Source organism: Actinoplanes utahensis (assembly GCF_016862455.1).
Taxonomy (GTDB): domain Bacteria; phylum Actinomycetota; class Actinomycetes; order Mycobacteriales; family Micromonosporaceae; genus Actinoplanes; species Actinoplanes utahensis.
This window is the reverse complement of the sequence record NZ_BOMZ01000036.1, coordinates 96,293-116,633: the sequence shown is the minus strand read 5'-3', so window position 1 is coordinate 116,633 and position 20,341 is coordinate 96,293. Positions and strand designations below refer to the sequence as shown.

16 protein-coding genes are annotated in these 20,341 nt (G+C 70.9%); 11 read left to right on the top strand and 5 right to left on the bottom strand.

Going from position 1 to position 20,341, the window contains the following annotated elements:
* Nucleotides 1-186: 186 nt before the first annotated feature.
* Together Aut01nite_RS13020 and Aut01nite_RS13015 are read left to right on the top strand one after the other, a co-directional pair.
* Nucleotides 187-2,022 (top strand): site-specific DNA-methyltransferase, encoded by a 1,836-nt coding sequence (locus Aut01nite_RS13020; RefSeq protein WP_236643170.1) that lies wholly within the window; start codon nt 187-189, stop codon nt 2,020-2,022.
* 3 nt (nt 2,023-2,025) lie between these two features.
* Entirely contained in the window at nt 2,026-4,299 is a 2,274-nt protein-coding gene (locus tag Aut01nite_RS13015; RefSeq protein WP_052164578.1) for a DEAD/DEAH box helicase family protein, read from the top strand.
* On the opposite strand, the gene Aut01nite_RS43410 is transcribed toward Aut01nite_RS13015, so the two are convergent.
* Nucleotides 4,208-4,696, bottom strand: coding sequence for an iron chelate uptake ABC transporter family permease subunit (locus tag Aut01nite_RS43410; protein ID WP_236643171.1), 489 nt, complete (start codon nt 4,694-4,696; stop codon nt 4,208-4,210). The genes Aut01nite_RS13015 and Aut01nite_RS43410 overlap by 92 nt on opposite strands.
* Before the next feature lie 241 nt (nt 4,697-4,937).
* Between Aut01nite_RS43410 and Aut01nite_RS13005 the strand changes: the two genes are divergently transcribed.
* Nucleotides 4,938-5,639 (top strand): biliverdin-producing heme oxygenase, encoded by a 702-nt coding sequence (locus tag Aut01nite_RS13005; protein WP_043532988.1) that lies wholly within the window; start codon nt 4,938-4,940, stop codon nt 5,637-5,639.
* A gap of 145 nt (nt 5,640-5,784) precedes the next feature.
* Here the strand turns inward: Aut01nite_RS13005 and Aut01nite_RS13000 are convergent, their stop codons facing one another.
* Nucleotides 5,785-9,462: a DUF4132 domain-containing protein gene (locus Aut01nite_RS13000; protein ID WP_373871480.1), complete on the bottom strand. Its 3,678-nt coding sequence runs from the start codon at nt 9,460-9,462 to the stop codon at nt 5,785-5,787.
* Nucleotides 9,463-9,520: 58 nt separating this feature from the next.
* Here Aut01nite_RS13000 and Aut01nite_RS12995 point away from each other — a divergent pair, with 58 nt between their 5' ends.
* From Aut01nite_RS12995 to Aut01nite_RS12970, 6 genes are all read left to right on the top strand, one after another.
* Nucleotides 9,521-10,615 (top strand): threonine aldolase family protein, encoded by a 1,095-nt coding sequence (locus tag Aut01nite_RS12995; RefSeq protein WP_043532990.1) that lies wholly within the window; start codon nt 9,521-9,523, stop codon nt 10,613-10,615.
* Nucleotides 10,616-10,847: 232 nt separating this feature from the next.
* Nucleotides 10,848-11,990: a Gfo/Idh/MocA family protein gene (locus Aut01nite_RS12990; protein ID WP_043532991.1), complete on the top strand. Its 1,143-nt coding sequence runs from the start codon at nt 10,848-10,850 to the stop codon at nt 11,988-11,990.
* Nucleotides 11,987-13,126: a dihydrodipicolinate synthase family protein gene (locus Aut01nite_RS12985; protein ID WP_043532992.1), complete on the top strand. Its 1,140-nt coding sequence runs from the start codon at nt 11,987-11,989 to the stop codon at nt 13,124-13,126. Before Aut01nite_RS12990 ends, Aut01nite_RS12985 begins: the two co-directional genes overlap by 4 nt.
* On the top strand, nt 13,123-13,914 hold the full coding sequence (locus tag Aut01nite_RS12980) for a sugar phosphate isomerase/epimerase family protein (protein WP_043532993.1): 792 nt from the start codon (nt 13,123-13,125) through the stop codon (nt 13,912-13,914). Before Aut01nite_RS12985 ends, Aut01nite_RS12980 begins: the two co-directional genes overlap by 4 nt.
* Nucleotides 13,915-14,551: 637 nt before the next feature.
* Nucleotides 14,552-15,403 (top strand): phosphotransferase, encoded by an 852-nt coding sequence (locus Aut01nite_RS12975; protein ID WP_043532994.1) that lies wholly within the window; start codon nt 14,552-14,554, stop codon nt 15,401-15,403.
* Nucleotides 15,404-15,447: 44 nt separating this feature from the next.
* Nucleotides 15,448-16,806 carry a calcium-binding protein gene (locus Aut01nite_RS12970; protein ID WP_152629116.1) on the top strand — a complete coding sequence of 453 codons (1,359 nt, stop codon included), beginning with the start codon at nt 15,448-15,450 and terminating at the stop codon, nt 16,804-16,806.
* A 29-nt stretch (nt 16,807-16,835) separates the two neighbouring features.
* Here the strand turns inward: Aut01nite_RS12970 and Aut01nite_RS12965 are convergent, their stop codons facing one another.
* On the bottom strand, nt 16,836-17,198 hold the full coding sequence (locus Aut01nite_RS12965; protein ID WP_043532995.1) for an ArsR/SmtB family transcription factor: 363 nt from the start codon (nt 17,196-17,198) through the stop codon (nt 16,836-16,838).
* A gap of 267 nt (nt 17,199-17,465) precedes the next feature.
* Here Aut01nite_RS12965 and Aut01nite_RS12960 point away from each other — a divergent pair, with 267 nt between their 5' ends.
* Complete coding sequence (locus Aut01nite_RS12960; RefSeq protein ID WP_043532996.1) at nt 17,466-17,837, top strand: hypothetical protein; 372 nt, start codon at nt 17,466-17,468, stop codon at nt 17,835-17,837.
* A 9-nt stretch (nt 17,838-17,846) separates the two neighbouring features.
* Nucleotides 17,847-18,584 carry a YqjF family protein gene (locus Aut01nite_RS12955; protein ID WP_052164580.1) on the top strand — a complete coding sequence of 246 codons (738 nt, stop codon included), beginning with the start codon at nt 17,847-17,849 and terminating at the stop codon, nt 18,582-18,584.
* 91 nt (nt 18,585-18,675) lie between these two features.
* On the opposite strand, the gene Aut01nite_RS12950 is transcribed toward Aut01nite_RS12955, so the two are convergent.
* Nucleotides 18,676-19,239, bottom strand: a complete 564-nt coding sequence (locus Aut01nite_RS12950) for a biotin transporter BioY (protein ID WP_052164626.1) — start codon at nt 19,237-19,239, stop codon at nt 18,676-18,678.
* Between the two features lie 483 nt (nt 19,240-19,722).
* On the bottom strand, nt 19,723-20,337 hold the full coding sequence (locus Aut01nite_RS12945; protein WP_043532998.1) for a hypothetical protein: 615 nt from the start codon (nt 20,335-20,337) through the stop codon (nt 19,723-19,725).
* Nucleotides 20,338-20,341: the final 4 nt, after the last annotated feature.

Genomic DNA, 20,341 nt, shown 5'->3' with positions numbered 1-20,341 from the left:
GATCTTCGCCGGGCCTTCGTTCGTTCGCATGAGCCCGCAGCCCGCCTTCGGGCCCGGCGCCGGGGCCACCTCGCGCGGACTGCCACGGTTCCCTTCGTGGCCCGTACCGGAAAATGGTTTTTAAGGTCTTTCGTGGACAGGAAAGGGGGTTTTGTCGGGTAGGGTGCTGTTTCGCAGGAGGATGTCATGGCCGTGGAGAAGCTGACGCGCTACCCGGACCCGGCGATGAGCGACGTCGACCGGATCGCCGACCTGTTCCCCATGGTGGTCACCGAGGTGACCGACGCGGCCGGCAACCTCACCCGCGCCATCGACTTCGACCTGCTCAAGCAGCGCCTCGGCGAGCAGGCCGTGGCGGATGCGCCGGAGCGGTACCGGCTGGACTGGCCGGGCAGGCGCCGTGCGCAGCGGGCGGCGCGGGAGCCGGCCGCCGGGACGCTGCGGCCGCAACGGGAGCGGTCGACGGACTTCGACAGCGCGCGGCACCTGTTCATCGAGGGGGACAACCTCGACGTGCTGCGGCTGCTGCGGGAGCCGTTCCTCGGCCGGATCAAGGTGATCTACATCGATCCGCCGTACAACACCGGCAACGACTTCCTCTACGACGACGACTTCTCGCAGACCCGGGCGGGCTATCTCGCCGAATCCGGGCAGGTGGACGCGAACCGGGTGCCGCTGGTCGCCAACCCGGAGTCCGGCGGGCGGTTCCACTCCAACTGGCTGAGCATGATGTACCCGCGGCTGGCCCTGGCCCGGGACCTGCTCACCGAGGACGGGGTCATCTTCGTCTCGATCGACGATCACGAGGTCGACAACCTGCGCAAGATCGGCGCGGAGATCTTCGGCGAGCAGAACTTCGTCGCCCAGATCATCTGGCAGAAGGTGTACGCGCCGAAGAACTCCGCCCGCTGGTTCTCCGAGGACCACGACTACATCGTCGTCTTCGCCCGGAACCGGGACCGCTGGCGGCCGCTCCCGCTGGCCCGCACCGAGGCGATGGAGGCGCGGTACCGCAACCCGGACAACGATCCGCGCGGCCCGTGGAAGGCCGAGAACATGTCGGCCCGCAACCGGTACGACGCCGGCGTCTACCCGATCACCACACCGTCCGGGCGGGTCATCGACGGGCCGCCGCGCGGCAGTTACTGGCGCCTCTCCCGGCAGCGCTTCGACGAGCTGGACGCGGACGCCCGGATCTGGTGGGGCGCCGACGGCGACAACGCGCCGGCGGTGAAACGGTTCCTCTCCGAGGTGGCGGCCGGGCGGACCCCGCAGACCCTGTGGCCGTACGAGGAGGTCGGCCACACCCAGGACGCGAAACGGACACTGCTGCGGTACGTCCCGTTCGAGCACACCGCCAACGTCCTCAACTCCGTCAAACCCGTCGAACTGGTCCAGCGCATCCTGCAACTGGCCGGCCGTCCCGGTGACGGCGACATCGTCCTGGACTTCTTCGGAGGCAGCGCGACCACCGCGCACGCCGTCCTCGCACAGAACCTCGCGGACGGGGGCAACCGGCGGTTCATCAGCGTGCAGATCCCCGCGCCGCTGCCGATCGCCGAGAGCGGCCTCGCGTCGATCTTCGAGATCGGGCTGACCCGGATCCGGAACGTGCTCGCCGAGAGCGGAGCTCCCGACGGATTCCGCGTGTTGACGTGGGACTCGTCCAATCTGGTGGAGACGCGGGTTCCGGCCGGTGAGCTGACCCAGGACCGGCTCGTGGCGGACCCCGTCAAACCCGGCCGCACCGGTGAGGACCTGCTCTTCGAGGTGCTGCTGACCTGCGGCCTCGACCCCGGGTCGCCGCTCGAGGTGGTCGAAGGGGTCTTCACCGTCGGCGCGGACGAACTGATCGCCTGCTTCGACGATCCGATCGAGCCCGCCGTGATCCGGGCCGTCGCCGCCCGCCGCCCGCGCCGCGCGGTCTTCCGGGACTCGGCCTTCGCCACCGACGCCGACCGGATCAACGCCGAGCAGATTTTCGCCGAGCTGTCGCCGGGCACCGACGTGAGAGTCGTCTGAGCGGTGCGGCTCCAGTTCACGGTGCAGGAGTTCCAGACCGAGGCGGTGGCCGCGGTGGTGGACTGCTTCGCCGGCCAGCCCCGATGTGACCCGGGCACCCGCAACGCCCCGATCCGGCTGAGCCCGGCACACCTGCTGGCCAACGTCCGCGCGGTGCAGGACCGGGCCGGGTTGCCGCCGTCCGCCGCGCTCGCCGGCAGCGCCGCCGCGCCGGACGCCCCGCACCTGGACGTCGAGATGGAGACGGGCACCGGCAAGACGTACGTCTACATCAAGACGATCATGGAGCTGAACCGGCGTTACGGCTGGTCCCGGTTCATCGTCGTGGTTCCGGGAGTGGCGGTCCGGGAGGGTGTGCGCAAGGCATTCGAGATCACTGCCGAGCACTTCCAGCAGACGTACGGAACCCGCGTCCGCCACTTCACCTACGACTCCACCGCCCTGCACGAACTGGAACGGTTCCGCTCCGGCGCCGGCATCCAGGTCATGGTGATCAACCTGCAGGCGTTCAACTCGGCCACCCGGGAGAACCGGCGCATCTACGAGGAGCTCGACGGCTTCCAGTCACGCCGCCCGATCGACGTGATCAGCGCGGCCCGCCCGGTGGTGGTCGTCGACGAGCCGCAGCGGATCGGCGCGGCCCGGGCCCTGGAGTCGCTGAGCCGGTTCGACCCACTGATGGTGCTGCGGTACTCGGCGACCCACCGGGTACGCCACGATCTGGTGCACCGGCTCGACGGGCGGGCGGCGTACCAGCAGAAGCTCGTCAAACGGATCGCCGTCGTCGGGGTGGAGGGCGCCGCCGGGACGGCGAGACGGCGCATCCAGATCCGCGAGGTGATCCGCGCCCACCTGGACAAGGAACGCGAACTGGCGCCCCGCGGCGTCAAGGTGCTGTCGCTGTTCTTCATCGACCAGGTGGTCCGGTACCGCGACTACGGCCGGGCCGATCTGCTCGGCGAGTACGCCCGGATCTTCATCGAGGAGTACCGCGCGCTGACCGCGGCCGAACCCGACGGCCCCTATCGGCGGTATCTGGCCGGCATCCCGGTCGAGCGCACCCACCAGGGCTACTTCGCGATCGACAGGCGTACCGGGCGCATGATCGACGGCGACTCCTCCGATGTGGACGCCTACGACCTGATCCTGCGCGACCGGGAACGGCTGCTCTCCCTCGACGAGCCGGTCCGGTTCGTCTTCTCCCACTCGGCGCTGCGGGAGGGATGGGACAACCCGAACGTCTTCGTCATGGGCATGCTCAAGAGCAGCGCCAACGTGGTCTCCCGGCGTCAGGAGGTGGGGCGCGGGCTGCGGCTCGCGGTCGACCAGCGCGGCGAGCGGATCACCGAGGGGAACGAGCTGACGGTGGTGACGGACGAGTCGTACACGTCGTTCGTCACGGCGTTGCAGAAGGAGGGGGCGACCGGGACGATCGCTGACGGGCGTCTTCTCCGGCGGTTTCCGCTCAACGACAACTCCCGGCTGCCGGCGTTTCAGGCCGCGCTGGCCCGGCTCGAGCGGGAGACGGTCTTCCGGGTTGAGTTCGACTCGGCGACACTGGTCAGTCGGTGTGTCGCTGCGCTCGACGATCAGCTGGTGGTGGCGCCTCTCGAGGTCACCGTCCGATCCAGCGGGCATCACCGCACTTACACCTTTGAATCCGACATCTCCCTTGATCTGGTTCGTGAGGTCGCGGGGCGGACCGCTCTCACGCGCCGGACCGTCAGCGCGATCCTGGCGGGGCTCGATCCGGAGACGTTCGCGCTCTACCCCAACGATCCCGACCGTTTCATCGCCAGCGCGGCAGCTCTGATAAACGCCGAGAAATCAGGGCTTATCGCGCGAGAGGTGGTCTACCGGGTCGTACCCGGCCATCGGGGGATCCTCCCCGACCGCGGTCCTCGGGTCCAAGCCGGCCGGGCACCGCTCAGCAAGCACGTCTACGACCACGTGAGCAGCGGCGACGACCCGTTCGCCCGCGAGCTGGACGCCCGCGACGACGTCCTCGTCTACGCGAGACTCCCCGCCGGCTTCACCATCCCCACCCCGCTCGGCGGCCATCACCCCGGCTGGCTGATCGTCCACGCCGACCGGGTCGTGGTGACCGCCGGCCGCGACGACCCGGCCCGGCTCGCCTGCGCCCGCCGCTGCTGCGAGGCCCTCGGCGTGGACTTCACCGACGCGGTCACCGCGGAAGTCCTCGTCCCCAGCCTCCCGCCCGTGCCCGGATGCGGCGCAGCAGCCAGAAGAAGCCCGGCCCGCCGACCACCGTGGTGAGCACACCGAGCGGCAGCTCCTGGTAGTCGATCGCGGTCCGGGTGATCAGCTCCCCGGTCACCACGACCAGCGCCCCACCGAGCGCGCTCGCCGGCGGTGCACAGGCGAGAAACCGGCCGGGGATTCCGCAACAATCCCCGGCCGGCTCCGCCCCATCGTAAGGAGCGACATGACCATCCGGGGCGTGCTGGCCGCGGTTCTTCTCCTGATCGTGCTTCCCGTCCCGGCTCAGGCAACCCCGGCTGATTCGCACTGCTGTCTCGAGGGCGCTGAGAGAGCAGTGCCAACCAGCCGTGCAAAGGGCCGAGCCCGCCACCTTCGACCGGAGGCTCCCCGCCGGCACCCGCGGAACCACGGTCTGGGCCTGGCCATGGGCGCTGATCGCACTGCCGACCATGGCAGTGTTGTACCTAGCAGTCCGTCTTGTCCGCCGCAGGATCCTTACCGGGTCCGGAAGTCCACCTCATCAGGACTGGACCCCGACCCCCCGCAATGAGGATGATCAGACCGACATCGACGTCGTGTCGCCACCCGGTGACGTCCCACCCCACCGGCCCGGCCTCGAACCGGGCGACCTGGGACCGAACCGGAGGCCCCAGCCGCGCCGCAGCCTCGATGCTCAGGAAGGACGAGCCGACATGACCGACTTCTCCACCCGCCTCCGCCGGGCCACCATGGTCGAGCACCGCGAGGCCGAGACCCGCAGCTTCATCTCCCGGCTGATGGCCGGCGAGGTGCCGATGGCCGGTTTCGCCGCCCTCACCGCCCAGTACCTGGCCATCTACCGGGAACTCGAAGCCGCCGCCACCCGCATGCGCACCGGAGCCGCACTCGTCGCCGCCCCATCGTCCGGGCCGGTGCCCGCGCTCGTCGCCGGGTTCGCCGACCCGGCCCTGAACCGGGTCCCCTCGTTGGAAGCCGACCTGGCCCACCTCTACGGCTCGGACTGGGAGTCGGCCGTCACCGTCCTGGACTCCACGCGCGCTTACGCCGACCGTCTCCGTGGCCTGGCAGCCACCTCACCCACCCACTTCATCGCCCACCACTACGTCCGTTACCTGGGCGACCTCAGCGGCGGCCAGATGATCGGCCGGACCCTCGCCAAGGTGTACGGACTGGGTGACGCCGGCACGAGTTTCTACCGGTTCGAGCGGATCCCCGACGCCCGCGCCTACAAGGTCGCTTACCGTGCGCGCCTCGACGCCCTGAACCTCCCCGACGACCAGGCCACCACCCTGATCGACGAGGCCCAGCTGGCCTTCCGTTACAACGCCGCCGTCTTCGTCGAACTCGGCGCGCTCCACCCGGAGAATCCCGAAGACCTGGCCTCCGCCGCCTGACCACCCGCCCCGCGACCCGGACCGGAGCGCATCTCCGCCCCGGCCGGCCGTGGGGCGAAGACCTCGCGAGCCTCGGTCGGCTCGGCGGCGCCGACTCGCGGCTCGGAGTCGGGGCCGCCGCGCACCCTCATCGGCGGGGTGGGGGTCAGGGGGTGGTCAGTTCGGTGAGATCGCGGAGGATCTCGGAGGCGGTGATCGGGTCGAGGTCGCCGAGGGAGACGTGACCGCGGTCGCCGGTCCTCCCCCACCGGGGCGCGGTGCCGTCGTGCAGGAAGATCTCGGTCAGCTCCTGCTCGGGGAACATGTCCGGAACACCGACCGCGATACCCGGCTCGATGGCGATGATGATCTCCCGGCCGGGTCCAGCCGCGAACTCCAGGCGGCTCTGGACACCGGCATCCTGCGGTGTCTCCCGTCGCCAGCCCCGGCGCTCCATGCTCAGCAGACGCCCGGACGGCACCTTGATCCCCTGGAAGCGGGCCAGCCGGCTGACCCTCCGCTCCCGCTCGGTGAATGCGAACGTGGGCCGCCCCAGCTGCGCGAACGGCTGCAGGATCTCGTAGTCGGCGAACACCTCGGCCCACGCCGCGGCCGCTTCTCCCAGATGCAGCGGATGCGCCACCCCGACCACGGCATCGTCGGCCAGCGTGGTCACCTCGTCGTCCACGGTGGAGAGCGACCGATCCTCCGCGATCCGGAACGCCTCCCCGGGAACCAGCCGCCCCCGCTCCGGGCCGCCCGGCGCGGTGAACCGGACCCAGACCAGGCGGCGGACGATGTGCCAGAGCAGCGGATGCTCGATGAAGAGGCGACGGAACTCGGCGCCGGTCCAGCGGCGGTTGGTGACCATCGCCTGCTCCAGACGACGGACCTGGTCGGTGGCGACCGTGCGGACATCCTTCTTCAAGGCGGTGAAGCGCTGACAGGCGGCCGGTGCCAGCTCCGGATCGTCCTTGGCGCCGGGTTTGGGCAGGGCCTTGAGCCGTTTGCCGGCCGAGTCCGTCACGAACGGTTTGAGCTGCTCGTCGAAACCGACCACGAACTGCCGCGGGCCGTAGTCCAGGCGCAGACTGCCGTCGGCGTCCAGGCCGAAATCCGGGACCAGGCGGTCGGCCAGTTGCTCGGCGGTGAGCCCGAGGGCGTCCGCGACCTCGGCCATCTTCTCCCGGGCGGCGTTCTTCAGGCCGGTGAATCGGGATCGCTGGGCGATGCCGTACAGGTGCATGAGGGCGACGTCGCTGCCGATCGTGGTCAGCACCCGCAGCCCGGTGACGGCCTTGTTGTGGCCGCTCTCGCCGGGCCACGCGAGGATCAGCGGGAAGAGCCGCCGCACCGTCTCGTCGTCGCCGAGCAGTCCGAGGGCGTCGAGTGCCCAGTTCTCCTTCGCGTTCGCCCCGGCGGCCTGCCACTGCTCGAACAGGCTCCAGGCGAACTCGGCGAGACTCGACGGCTCGCAGGCGTCCCGGACCAGATCGAGACCGGGGTACGGCGTATCGAGGCGGGACATCGCCAACGCGACGACCAGGTTGGTCACCGCCTCGTCCGGCAGTGTCCCGGAGCCGTCACGCAGCAGCACCGGCCGGAGCAGACCCGCCGTCGCCCAGGCCGGCGCCTCCGGGATCCGGGTGGGAAGGATCGCAGCCGGATCGGTGGCGAGAAGGGGCTCGACGGCTGCCGACACCGCCTCGCCGTAACTCTCGGCGGCTGCGCGCACGGTCGCGGTGTGGCCGTTGGCGTGCAGGGCGAGCAGCGCGTTCTCCGCCTGCCTGCGCGCCGTTCCGATTTTGCCGAGCGCCGGTGGGATCAGAGCCCGGGCGGCCACGACCGGGTGCCGGAGCAGCCACTCCAGGGCGGTCTCCCGGAGTGACTTGAGCCGGGCCAGCCAATCCGCTGCCAGCACGGCGACCTCCGGCGCGGCGAACGGCAGCATCATGTCGGCCATCTCGCTCGGCCCCCGGCGTGCCAGCCGCAGCAGCGCCGGCAGCGCGTCCAGCCCGTAGCGGGCGGCGACCGGCCGCATGTGACTGCCCGCGTCCCAGACGTTGCCGGGCTGCCAGTCGCGCATCGCCTGCCGAGCGGTCTCCTCCGGCGCGTCCAGGAACAGGATGGCGGCCTCCCGTGCGTCCAGGCGGGTGACGGCCATCCGGCTCGCGTGGGTCGCCCACTCACGGGCGCCGCCGTCCCGATGGATCCGGGTCTGGGACCACCGCTCCCGCTCGCCGGCCGGCCAGTCGAGGGTCGCCGGGTCGTCGCAGGTCAGGCCGGAGATGACGATCGGTTTCGCCGGCGGGGTGACGTGTTTCCACGGCGGGTCGGCGAGCAGCGCGGGCACCGCGGAGAGGGGTGCGGGCGGGACCGCCGCGGCCTCGTCGGCCAGGATCCGCCCGATCCGGTCCGCCGCGGCGGGGCTGAGGTCCGGAACGACCCGGTCGGCCAGGTCGCGGTGTTTCAGCAGATGCCCACGGAGCAGGTCGTCGACGGCACGCGCACCGGGATGCTCGGCGAGCAGGCGCAACACCCGGGCGGGGAACCGATCGGCGTGCTCCAGCAGGGCGGGAGTGACGTGGCGGACGCTGATCCGCTCGATCAGCCCGCGGGTCACCTCGTCACCGGGGATCAGCGCGAGCACCGACAACAGTCGCCGTTTGGACTCGGCGTCATCGAACGCCTCGTCGAACCAATGGAACAGCGCCGGCGCGGCCGCCGGACCGGCCCCGTCGAGCAGGGTGAGCAGCGGGGCGAGGGAGAAGACCAGCATGTATTCGTTGGCGACCGGGTACAGCGCCCGGACGTCGGCCTCGGTGCTGACCGCGGACAACAGCGCGCCCGCCAGAAACGAGTCGCCGGTGGCGACGGCAGCCGCCGTCTCCTCCGCGATCCACTCCCGTTGCTCCGGGACGAGAACAGCGGTGGCGGCCCGGGTGCAGGGATGCTCCGCCCGCAGGGGCCGGAGAGCGGCGACGACCGCCGCGTGGTCGCTGTCGGAGGCGGTGGCGAGGGCCTGCCGAACCCGCAGGACCATCCGCAACAGCGAACCCTGCCATGCGCGTCCCACCTCGTGCGGGCGTCGGTGGCGGACACCCTGATCGGTGTCGAGTCGCTGGCTTGTGTGCTTCCGGTCGTCGACGATGACCAGCGATGCCATGGTGACCACGGCCTCGGCGGCGAAGACGAGACCACGCTCCCGGATCCAGACGTCGACGAACGCGTCGGCGGCCGAGGAGTCATCCCAGCGGGCCGACTCGGCGACGGCCGCGACGGCCGCCGCGCCGAGCGGTGTCGCGTCCGCCGCAGCGCCCAGGTAAGCGCGCGCGGCCAGGCGGATCGGCGCGGGGGTGGTCGGTGCGCCGAGGATCTTCCGGACCCGCCCCGGGTTGAGGGCGATCTTGGCTTCGACGGCGGCCCGCGCTTTCGCGCTCGGCGCGAACCGGCTCAGGCCGGTGCTGCCCCGGCGAGCCGCCCGATGACGAAGCCAGGCCGGCGGAATGACCAGAACATCATCATCCGCGGCCGGCGCCGCGGTGGCGATGGAACCCGAGGGCGAGGGCGGTGCGGCAGCGGCGACCGGACCGGAGGGCACCGGTGGTGCGGCCGGTGCGGCGGCGGAGGGGATGGGGGCGGACGTTTCCACGTACCCCTTGCGCAGTTTGTCGTTGATCAGGTTGGTTTCGTGGGTGATCGCGGCAGCCTCGTCAGGCAGCGACTTGACGCTTGTCTGCCCCTGCGTGCCGATCCGCCCGAACCGCACGCTGACATCCCGCCCGGCCCGCTCGATCTCCCAGAACTTCGCCGACCCGCCCGCGACGAACTCGAAACTCCGCATGGCGCGCACAGTATCGACAAGGTCCGACAAAATCCGCTGCCCGTGCGATCATCCGCAGATGTCCGACGATCTCAAGCTGCGGCGCCTGAACGCGATGCGGTCCAGTGACCGGATCCTCTCCGGCGTCCGCCCGAAGACGATGCGGGAGCGGCTTGCGGACCTGGAGACCGCCGCCGACCTGGACGGTTGGCCGGACTTCTACGGTGGCGGGCCGGTCGAGGCGCTGGAGGAGCGGGTGGCCGGGTTGCTCGGCACGGAGGCCGCGGTGCTCTTCCCGACCGGGACGATGGCCCAGCAGGTGGCGTTGCGGTACGGCGCCGACCGCACCGGCATCCCGGCCGCCGCTCTGCATCCGCTCGGCCATCAGGAGATGCACGAACGGCATGCGTACGCCGAGCTCAGCGGCCTGCGCGGGATCACGTCGACGGACCGGCCGCGCAATCCGACCGCCGCCGAGATCGCCGCCCTGGGTGAGCCGGTGAGCACCGTGGTCGTCGAGTTGCCGCTGCGTGACGCCGGTTTCGTGCTGCCGTCGTGGGAGGAGCTGGTCGCGGTCTGCGGCGCGGCCCGGGCGATCGGCGCGCGGGTGCATTTCGACGGCGCCCGGATCTGGGAGTCGACGCCGCATCTGGGCCGCGCGCTGCGCGAGGTGGTGGCGCTGGCGGACAGCGTCTACGTCTCGTTCTACAAGTCGCTGGGCGGGATCAGCGGCGCGGTTCTGGCCGGCACGGCCGACCTCGCGAACTATGCCCGGCCCTGGCGGCACCGGTTCGGCGGGACGATCTACCAGCAGTTCCCGGCGGCGCTGTCGGCTCTGGCGGGGCTCGACCGGGAGTTGCCGCGGCTGCGGGAGTACGTCGGTCACGCCCGTACGATCGCCGACGCTCTCGCCTCCGTCCCCGGCGCCCGGGTCTTTCCGCACCCACCGCACACCCATCAGTTCCGTCTCTGGTTGCCGTACCCGGCGGCGGTGCTCGGTGAGGCCGTTCTGAGGGTCGCCGAGCGGGAGCGGGTCTGGTTCGCCGGCGGCTGGGTGGACGCGGACGTGCCCGGTTACGCGATGACCGAGGTCACGGTGGCGGAGCCGGCTCTGGAGTGGACGGCCGCGGACGTGGCCGCCGCGGCGGCCCTGGTGCGGAAGGAGATCGGTTAGCCGCTGATGCGGCCGTACCTGAGCGGTCCGGGCGGGATGTCGACCTTCTCCCGTGGTTCGCCGGGGAGCCGTTCACCAGCGGTTTCATCGAGGCCCGGGGAGAAACGGCGGAAATGCCGGGATGCCCGACCGGCTCGGTGGGCGGAACCGGGCACTTGTCGGAAGGCGTTTGGCCGCCTACGCTGCCAGCAGCAGGAAAGCGCTTTCCTCATGACCGCCGGAGGGGTTCCACATGGCAGCGCGTAGATCGATCGGTATCGCCATCAACGGGGTGACCGGCCGGATGGGTTATCGGCAGCACCTGGTTCGGTCGCTGCTTGCCATCCGCGAGCAGGGTGGCGTGCCGCTGGCCGGTGGCGGCCACATCTGGCCCGAGCTCGTCCTGGTCGGCCGTGACCCGGACAAGCTGGCCGCGATCGCGGCCCAGCACGGCCTCACCGAGTGGACCACCGACCTGGACGCGGCCCTGGCCCGCCCGGACGTGGAGATCTACTTCGACGCCCAGGTGACCCAGCAGCGGGAGAAGGCGATCCGCCAGGCCATCGCGGCCGGCAAGCACGTCTACACCGAGAAGCCGCTCGCCGAGAGCTCCGCCGCGTCGCTGGAGCTGGCCGAGCTGGCCACCGCCGCGAACATCAAGAACGGCGTCGTCCAGGACAAGCTGTTCCTGCCCGGTCTGCGCAAGCTCAAGCGCCTCATCGACGGCGGCTTCTTCGGCCAGATCCTGTCGGTGCGCGGCGAGTTCGGCTACTGGGTCTTCGAGGGTGACTGGCAGGTAGCGCAGCGCCCCAGCTGGAACTACCGGCTCGCCGACGGCGGCGGCATCGTGATGGACATGTTCCCGCACTGGAACTACGTGCTCGAGGAGCTGTTCGGCAACGTCCGCACGGTGCAGGCGACCACCGCGACCCACATCACCGAGCGGGTCGACGAGCGCGGCGAGACGTACCTGGCCGACGCCGACGACGCCGCCTACGCGATCTTCGAGCTGGAGGGCAACATCATCGCCCAGCTCAACTCCTCCTGGACGGTCCGGGTCAACCGGGACGAGCTGGTCGAGTTCCAGGTCGACGGCACGCACGGCAGCGCCGTCGCCGGCCTGCGCGGCTGCAAGTTCCAGCACCGGGCGGGCACGCCGAAGCCGGTCTGGAACCCGGACCTGCCGCTGACCGGCAAGTCGTTCCGCGACGAGTGGACCGAGGTGCCGGACAACGAGGAGTTCGACAACGGCTTCAAGATCCAGTGGGAAGCGTTCCTGCGGCACGTCGTCGCGGGCGAGGCGTTCCACTGGGACTTCGCCGCCGGCGCCCGGGGCGTGCGCCTGGCCGAGGCCGGTCTGGAGTCGGCCCGTACCGGTCAGCGGATCGCGCTGTGAGCACGGTCGACCTGCCCGACGGGCGGAGGCTGACACTCTCCGCGAAGAGCTGGGTCAAGCCGGTCGACGCGCCGAGCAGCCGGATCGCGTACGCCGCCGCCCACGTCGTCGCCGACCCGCGCGCCGAGAACGCGCCCGGGGAACCGGCGGTCCTCGACTGGGAGAAGACCCTGGCCTTCCGGCACCACCTGTGGTCGCACGGTCTCGGGGTCGCCGAGGCGATGGACACCGCACAGCGCGGCATGGGCCTGGACTACGCGGCGACGAAAGAGCTGGTCCGGCGCTCCTCGGCGGAGGCGCTCTCGGTCGGCGGCAAGATCGTCGCGGGGGTCGCGACCGATCAGCTGGCACCGGGGGCGGCGACGCTCTCCGAGATCCAGGCGGCCTATCAGGAGCAGCTCGCCGACGTTCTGGCGGCGGGCGCCTCGCCGGTGCTGATGTGCAGTCGTCACATGGCGGCCACCGCTCAGCACGCCGACGACTATCTCCGCATTTACGGCGACCTGTTGGACGCCTCGGACAAGCCGGTGGTCCTGCACTGGCTGGGCACCGCGTTCGACCCCGCGCTCGAAGGCTACTGGGGCTCGTCCGACGTGGACAAAGCCACCGAGACGGTGCTGGAGCTGATCAACGCCAACCCGGCCAAGGTCGACGGCATCAAGATCTCGCTCCTGGACGCGGACCACGAGATCAACCTGCGTCGCCGGCTCCCGGCGGGCGTCCGCCTCTACACCGGCGACGACTTCAACTATCCGCGGCTGATCCGGGGCGACGAGCAGGGTCACTCGGACGCGCTGCTCGGCATCTTCGCCGCGATCGCCCCGGCCGCCGCCGCCGCGTTCGCCGCCCTGGACCGCGGTGACCTGGACGAATACGACCGGATCTTCGCTCCGACGGTCCCGCTGTCCCGGCACATCTTCAAGAAGCCGACGTTCTATTACAAGACCGGCATCGTCTTCCTCGCCTGGCTCAACGGCCACCAGGACCACTTCACGATGGTCGGGGGCCTCCAATCGGGCCGGTCGGTGCGGCACTTCGCCGAGCTGATCGAACTGGCCGACGCCGCCGGGCTGCTGGCCGATCCGGATCTGGCCGCCCACCGGGCGAACCGCTTCTTCGAGGTGAACGTCGGATGAGCCGCTTCTCCTTCAACCAGATCACCGCCAAGCACTGGGAGCTGACCGACCTGGTCAAGGGCCTGGTCGAGGCGGACGTCGACAAGGTCGCGCTGTGGCGCGAGCCGGTCCAGGAGTACGGCCTGGAGCGTTCCGCCGCTCTGGTCCGCGACGCCGGCCTGTCCGTGACCACGCTCTGCCGCAGCGGCTTCTTCCAGCTCGACGGCTGGTTCGACGACAACCGCCGGGCCATCGACGAAGCCGCCGCGCTGGGCACGTCGGTGCTGGTCCTGGTCTCCGGCGGCCTGCCGGAGGGCTCGAAGGACATCGCCGGCGCACGGGAGCACGTCGCCGACGCGATCGCCCAACTGGTGCCGCACGCGGCCGCCGCCGGGGTCACCCTGGCGATCGAGCCGCTGCACCCGATGTACGCCGCCGACCGCTGCGTGATCAACACCTGGGACCAGGCGATCGCGATCGCCGAGCAGCACCCGGCCGGCCAGGTCGGCGTCACCGTCGACACCTACCACCTGTGGTGGGACGACACCGTGCTGCCGAAGATCGAGCAGGCCGGCGAGCGGATCGCCATCTACCAGCTCGCCGACTGGATCACCCCGCTGCCGGCCGGTGTGCTCACCGGCCGCGGCCTGCCCGGCGACGGCTGCATCGACATGCGCGCCTTCCACGTCGCGGTGGAGAGGGCCGGGTACACCGGCCCGATCGAGGTGGAAGTGATGAACGAGGAGCTCTGGCAGCGGCCCGGCCGGGAGATCCTGGCCGACACCATCGCCGGGTACCAGAGCATCTGATCGGGTAACAGACTCCGGTCCGTGGTCGACGATGCCCACGGACCGGCCCACCCGCGTTCGGGGGCGGATCACGCCCGGGGCCCGGGGCGGGGCAGCGGGACCGGAGCGGTCCGTGTAGTTCAGGGTTCTGCGCCCACGTGGCGCGCCGGTCGGCCGCTCGTGGAGAGCATCAGTCGCGGGCGAGCTCGCCCATCCAGGCAGAGCGGCCGCCGTCGGCGGCGCGCAGAGCCGCGCCGAGGCGGGCTAAGCCCACGAGATCGCCGCGCGGCGAGTTGTTCGTCGCGCGTGACATCGGCCATGCCGCAAGTCCAGGAAACCCGCCCCGCACGTCGCCGCCGAGGACCTGTCACAGGCCGGCGGCGCGACGGTCTCCCGTGCGCCGGCCCTCTGGCCGACGGTCCACATCAGATCTCCGACACGGTGCACCGCTACCACGAGCGGTCCGGTCGCGAGATACTGCACCTGTGCGTGACCGCGGCCACCTCGGTGACGGGGACCACCGGCAGACTCCGGCGGTCTTCCCGTCCGGGACCTGCAAGGATCTTCGGTTGATCTTGGTGACTGAGAGGCCGTTGCCACTGCCGGTGCGCCTGCGGTGAGATCCGTAGTCCGAAGTTTCGTCGAGGGGTGGTGACAAGTGGCGGGCATCGACACCCCGGCCGGCTACAGCCGCCTGGAACGGATCGGGACCGGTCCGGACGCCGACCGCTACCGGGCGTGGGACGACCGGGCCGGCCGGTGGGCCGTGCTCAAGCTCTACCACCGGTTCGCGGCGGGCCGGGCCGACGAGGCCGCCTTCGCCACCTTCATCGCCGCCTCGGTCGGACTGGGCAGCAACGCGTCGATCGTGCCGGTCCGCGCCGGTGGGATCACCGCGACCGGGCGCCCCTGGCTCGCCCTCGACCTGATCGACGGCAGCCCGCTCGCCGACGTGCCGCACACCCCGGCCGAAGCCCTGCACCTGGTGATCACCCTGGCCGACGCGCTGGCCTGGGCGCATGCGATGCGCCCGCCGATGGTGCACGGCCGGATCCGGCTGGAGTCGGTGCTGGTCAGCGCCACCGGCATCCCGATGATCAGCGACTTCATGGAGCCACGCCCGGCCGGCACGCCCGCGCCGACGATCAGCGGGGACGTGACCGATCTCGGGGCGGTGCTGTTCCGCCTGCTCACCGGCGGGCCATGGCCGGGCCGGGGCGAGGACGACGACCGGATCATCGCATTCTGGCCGGGTCTGACCGGGCTTCTCGACGAGGTGCTCACGCCGGTCCCGGCGATCGACAGCATGGCGGTGTTCGCGGCCCGGTTGCGGCAGGTCCGGGGACCGGTCGTGATCACACCGGCTGCGCCGGCGCCCGAGGAGCAGACCCCCGCGGTGTACGAGCGGAAGCGCTGGCTGTCCAGCCTCGCAGCCGTCCTCAAGCCGAAGCGGACGACAGCACCCGGCCCGGGGCAGCGTGAGACATCGATGACCAACTACGATCTCTGAACCGTGCGGCGCAGGGGCCGCCGGATCCCAGGGGAGGGTCCACGTTGTCCCGTTCCGCATGGCTGCCCAGAGTCGCGGTGCCGCTCTTCGCCACCGTCTCCGCCACCGCTCTGGCCGCGCCCGCACAGGCCGCCCCGGTCGGGGTGGCGTCCGTGACCCAGACCACGAAGGTGCAGTTCACGGCCTCCGCCGGCAAGCAGAACCGGATCGTGGTGACCCGCTCCGGCAGCACCGTCGTCATCGACGACCAGTTCCCGATCCGGGCCGGCGCGGGTTGCCGGGCGGTCGCCGGGGACAGCACCGTGGTCCGGTGCACGCCGGCCAAGGTCCCGACCCAGGTCATCGTCCTCACCTACGACGGCAACGACACGATCACCAACAAGACCGGCGTGCCGATGTACGCCAGTGGCGGCGCCGGCAACGACAGCATCGGCGGCGGAACGGCCGCCGACCTGCTCGGTGGTGACGCCGGAGCGGACGCCCTCTACGGCGGCGCCGGCAACGACGGCATCTGGGGTCACGACGGCGACGATCTGATCTCCGGCGGTGACGGCAACGACCGGATCGAGGCCTGGACCGGGTCGAACCGGGTCTACGGCGGCAACGGCGACGATTACGTCGCGGTCTGGACCGGCGTCAACCAGATCTGGGGCGACGCCGGCAAGGACACCGTCTTCGGCAGCCACGGCGTCGACGTCATCTACGGCGGGGACGGCCCGGACGAGTTGTTCGGGCAGGGCGGCGACGACGCCATCGGCGGCGGCCCCGGCACCGACTACCTGCGCGGCGGGGACGGCAACGACCGCCTGTACGGCGACGTGGGGAACGACCTGGTCTGGGGCGACTACGGCGACGACCTCCTCTCGGGCGCTGCCGGCGACGACAAACTGGCCGGCGACAACGGCAACGACCAGGTCTTCGGGGGCGACGGCTTCGACGTCATCGACGCCAGCGCCGCCGAGAACCCGGGGGAGAAGCAGGGGCAGGGCGCGGACTACTACTCCGGCGGCGCCGACAACGATCGGGTCGACTACTACCGCTACTGGACGTCGCCGGTCACCGCGGACGCGGACGGTGTCAAGGGCGACGACGGCGGTGACGGCGAGGGTGACACCATCGCCGTCGACGTCGAGACCCTGACCGGTGGCAGCGGAGACGACCGGCTCACCGGCACCGCGGGCACCGACTTCCTCAACGGCGGCCCCGGCAACGACACGCTGACCGGCAACGGCGGCGAGGACCACCTCTACGGCGACGACGGTGACGACACCCTCGACGGCGGCAACGACCAAGCCGCCGATCACCTGAACGGCGGCGACCACATCGCGGTCCCGAAGGGCGACACCTGCTTCCGGTGGGACCTCGACACCACCCAGGACTGCGAATCGCTCGTCCAGCCCTGACCCGCGAGCATCCTCGAACGGCCCGGTGTCTACGAGGACGACCGGCTGCGCGCGCCGGGCCCGGTTCCCTGGGCGCGGAGTTCCACCAGGAGGCCGTCGCGGTCGGTGAGGACCGCGCCCAGGATCCGGCGGCCGGCGGCCAGCAGGTCGGCGACGTCCGGGGTGCTCAACGCGTACATGACCAGGGCGCCGTCGCGGAACGAGGTGACGATTCCGGCCCGGCGCAGGACGGCGAGCTGCTGGGACAGGTTCGACGCCTCCACGTCGATCTCGGCGAGCAGGTCGCGGACCGGGCGCGGGCCGCTCTGGAGCAGTTCCAGCACCCGGATCCGGACCGGATGACCGAGGGTCCGGAACATCTCCGCCTTCGCCTGGTACAGCGGCACTGACACGTCGCGTCCCCTCCGCCGAGACCCCGGCTCTACCACCCCTCCAACCGCGTGGACACGAGCCCGGTTACGGCGTACCCATCAAGTCATGGGTTTTTGAAATGCGTTGAGATGCAGTTTCGGAGTTGCGGAAATCTTCAATCGGCTCGTTACACCAAACATCAACCCATGGTGGCCGGAAACCGTGGCGGACAATGTGTGCGACCGGTTCCGGCAGGTGTCGTTCACGCTCGGATTCAGACCCGAAGCGACGTGGGAGGACACCCCGAGATGCCGGACATGGACGTGGCTCTGAAAGACGCGATGCAGATCGACGGCGCCATCGGCGTCGCGCTCGTCGACCGATCCAGCGGCATGGCGCTGGGTATCGCCGGCGGGACCCGCGATTTCGACCTGCAGGTGGCGGCGGCCGCCAATACCGAGGTGATCCGGGCGAAACTGCGCACGATGGAGATGCTGAGCCTGCACGAGCACATCGAGGACGTGCTGGTCACCCTGGAAACCCAATATCACCTGCTCCGGCCGCTGACCGGGCGGTCCGGCCAGGGCCTGTTCCTCTATCTGGCGCTGAACAAGGACCGCGCCAATCTCGCCCTGGCCCGCCACCAGCTGAAGCGGATCGAAAGCAGTCTGGACATCTAGACTGGAGGCGTGCTCGCGGCCCCGATGGCGGAGATCCGCACCGCCATGATGATCCAGTCCTGGCGGCGGATGACGTTCCTGCACTGGCGATATCCCGCCGAGGCGGTCGCTCCGCTGCTCCCCGAGGGTCTCACCCCCGACGCCGAGGACGGCCAGGTGTGGGTGGGCATGCTCCCGTTCCTGATGGAGGGGGTGCGCCCACCCTGGCTGCCGCCGGTGCCCTGGCTGTCGGCGTTCCCGGAGACCAATCTGCGCACCTATGTCCGCGGTCCGGACGGCGGCGCCGGCATCTTCTTCTTCTCGCTGGACGCCGCCCGGCTCCCGGCTGTGGTGACCGCCCGGGCCACCCTGAACCTGCCGTACCGATGGGCCCGGATGTCGCTGCGCACCGACGGCGACGTGACCGAGTACCGGGGCAGCCGCCGCTACGAGCCGCGCGGCGCCGGTTACCGCTTGCGGGTCCGGACCGGTGCGCCGTTCCCGGCCGCCGAACTGGGCCGGATCGATCACTACCTGACCACCCAGTACCGGCTCTACACCGTGGTCGGCGGCCGGCTGATGACCGTCGACGTGTGGCATCCGCCGTGGGTGCTGCACCGTGCGCATGTCCTGGACCTGCAGCAGGACCTGACGGCGGCGGCCGGGCTGCCGGCGCCGCACGGCGCTCCGCTGGTGCACGCGTCACCCGGGGTGCGGACCCGGATCGGCCTGCCCCGGCTGGTCGGCCTGCCGCGGGCGGTCAGCTGACCGAATTCGCACACCTGTTCGAGTTATCCACAGGCTGTGTGCACAGCCTGTGGGTTTCGCCGCCGGCCGTGCGGTTGCGGTCCCGGCCGGGTCAGCGTTCGGTCTCTTCGGTGGTACGGCGGCCGATCAGCACCCAGGCCCCCGGCAGGAGAGCAGCCGCCAGCGCGGTCTTCAGCACATCCCCGACCAGGTACGGCGCCAGCCCGGTGGTGATCGCGGAGGTCATGTCCATCCCGGTGGAGAACGCCAGCCACGGCACACCGAACAGGTAGATCAGCACGTTCCCGGCGGCCATCAACCCGATCGTGCGGGCCGGGCTGCGGTCGGCGCCGAGGGCCGCGAGCTGGCCGATCAGGGCGGCCGCGACCACGAACCCGATCAGGTACCCGGCGGTCGCGGTCGGCCAGCCGGAGGCACCGGCGGCGAACCACGGGACACCGAGCACACCGGCCACCATGTAGATCAGCATGCCGGCGGCGCCGCGGGTCGCGCCCAGGGTGACACCGGCGAGCAGGACCGCGAAGGTCTGGCCGGTGATCGGGACCGGGGAACCGGGAACCGGGACGGCGATCTGTGCGGCGAGACCGACCGCGCCGGCCGCGCCCAGGGTCAGGATCACGTCACGGACGGCGGAGCGGCCCCAGACATCGGCCATCACACCGGTGGCCCGCCCGTGGGTCACGCCGAATAAGCTGTAGGTCACCGGGGGGCCTCCTGTCCGTACATGTAGGAGGAACCATAGGTGCCTCCGATCTTGAAGGGCAGCCTCGGCAGCCGACCGTGATCCGCTAGTGATCGTTTCGAGACGGCACATCGGCTGCGCGTCCCGAAACGACCCCTGATGACCGATCCTTCGTGGGGCCGGTCGGCAGGTTTGCACTGCGGGCTGTCCGTGGAGATCATCCGGCGTCGTGGGAACGCCTCGCCGACGCCGCCGCGGTGGCGCCGGTCGGTGCGGTGTCCCTTCTCCGCCCGGGGGTGACGAGCGGCGTCCGGCGGTTACCCGGATGACTTGAGGGAGACGTTAGGCATCGCGGGCCCCCGCCGAATCGGGGAAAACCCTTGCGCTCGCTTCACCCGGCTGGTGGTGGGTGCTGTCTCACGGCCCGCGAGACAACGACCACGACCAGCCGGATCCTCAGCCGCCGACCTCGCTGACCTCGACCAGGGGAGCGCTGTTCCACCACTGAGCGTGGATGATGAAGTTGCGGCCGGTGGAGTTGAAGTAGACCGCGAGGTTCGTGTCGGAGCCGGTCTTCGCCACCCGGTAACCGTCCGCCGGAGTGGCCGTGACCAGGGAGACCAGGCCCGCGCTGGTCATCCGGATCACCGCGCTGCCGCCGTCCGTGGTGAACGACTTCACATAGGTCTTCACGCCGTCACTGCTGGTCACCGTCCAGCCGTCCTCGGTGGTGGTCGCGGGCTTCGTCGTCACGGTCCTCGTCGGCGTGGGCGCCGGGCCGGTGATCGTGGTCGTGGTCGCCGGTTTCGACGCCGCGGGCGGCCGAGTGCGCGACGGCGTGGACGAGGCGGTGGGACGGGTCGGCCGGACCGGGGCGGTGGCCGCCGGAGCCGGGGTCTCGCTCGTCTCGGCCAGCGCGGCGGGAGCCGGCAGCGAATCGATGTCGGGCAGTTCCCCCGACTCGGCGCGGGCCGCGCTGAGCACCGGCGACAGCGCCACCGAGGAGAGCACGATGCTCGTCGCGGTGGCCAGACACCAGCCGGCCACCGGCACCCACCTGGAAGATCGCACGAAG

Excerpts from the sequence above, each read along its gene's own strand:
- Aut01nite_RS13020 (WP_236643170.1), top strand. The coding sequence starts at position 187 with ATGGCCGTGGAGAAGCTGACGCGCTACCCGGACCCGGCGATGAGCGAC.
- Aut01nite_RS43410 (WP_236643171.1), bottom strand. The coding sequence starts at position 4,696 with ATGGTCGGCAGTGCGATCAGCGCCCATGGCCAGGCCCAGACCGTGGTT.
- Aut01nite_RS13005 (WP_043532988.1), top strand. The coding sequence starts at position 4,938 with ATGACCGACTTCTCCACCCGCCTCCGCCGGGCCACCATGGTCGAGCAC.
- Aut01nite_RS13000 (WP_373871480.1), bottom strand. The coding sequence starts at position 9,462 with ATGCGGAGTTTCGAGTTCGTCGCGGGCGGGTCGGCGAAGTTCTGGGAG.
- Aut01nite_RS12995 (WP_043532990.1), top strand. The coding sequence starts at position 9,521 with ATGTCCGACGATCTCAAGCTGCGGCGCCTGAACGCGATGCGGTCCAGT.
- Aut01nite_RS12990 (WP_043532991.1), top strand. The coding sequence starts at position 10,848 with ATGGCAGCGCGTAGATCGATCGGTATCGCCATCAACGGGGTGACCGGC.
- Aut01nite_RS12980 (WP_043532993.1), top strand. The coding sequence starts at position 13,123 with ATGAGCCGCTTCTCCTTCAACCAGATCACCGCCAAGCACTGGGAGCTG.
- Aut01nite_RS12960 (WP_043532996.1), top strand. The coding sequence starts at position 17,466 with ATGCCGGACATGGACGTGGCTCTGAAAGACGCGATGCAGATCGACGGC.
- Aut01nite_RS12950 (WP_052164626.1), bottom strand. The coding sequence starts at position 19,239 with ATGGCCGATGTCTGGGGCCGCTCCGCCGTCCGTGACGTGATCCTGACC.